Annotated in this window: 1 protein-coding gene; it reads left to right on the top strand. The window is 42.6% G+C overall.

Going from position 1 to position 692, the window contains the following annotated elements:
• The coding region (locus tag ACFIM8_RS09285; RefSeq protein ID WP_375614850.1) for a DNA methyltransferase at positions 1-692 on the top strand (692 nt) is incomplete at both ends.

Raw genomic sequence — 692 nt, 5'->3', positions numbered from 1 at the left:
TTTACAACTCCTAAGCCCGAGCGATTAATGGAACGCATCATTCAACTTGCCACCAACTCTGGTGATCTTGTATTGGATTCTTTTGCTGGTTCTGGTACGACCGGTGCCGTTGCTCATAAAATGGGCCGCAGGTGGATTATGATTGAACTCGGTGAGCATTGTCATACGCACATTATTCCTCGTTTAAAACAAGTAATTGATGGAACTGATCAAGGGGGAATTTCTAAAAGTGTCAATTGGCAAGGCGGCGGTGGATTTCGCTATTATCGCCTTGCACCTTCTCTGTTGCAGAAAGATCCATGGGGACAATGGATTATTAGTCGCGAATATAATGCTGCGATGCTTTCAGAAGCTATGTGCAAACATATGGGATTTACCTATGCGCCGGATGAAAATCATTATTGGATGCAGGGGTATTCAACGGAAACGGATTATATTTATGTCACAACGAGCGCCATGACCCATGAACAACTCCGTATCATGAGCGAAGAAGTGGGCTCTCATCGGACCCTGCTGATTTGTTGTACAGCCTTTGATACAAAATCATCATCCTTTGAGAATCTTACACTTACAAAAATCCCCCGTGCAGTATTGGAAAAATGCGAATGGGGAAGGGATGATTATAGTTTAAATGTAGCCAATCTTGAACCAATGATTGTGGTAAAAGAAAGCGACAAAGATAAAGATATTGC

Origin of the sequence: Bartonella sp. AC535YNZD (genome assembly GCF_042196625.1) — a bacterium.
In the GTDB taxonomy this organism is placed as follows: Bacteria; Pseudomonadota; Alphaproteobacteria; order Rhizobiales; family Rhizobiaceae; genus Bartonella.
The sequence above is the reverse complement of the archived record's forward strand: the minus strand, read 5'-3'. Positions and strand labels throughout refer to the sequence as shown.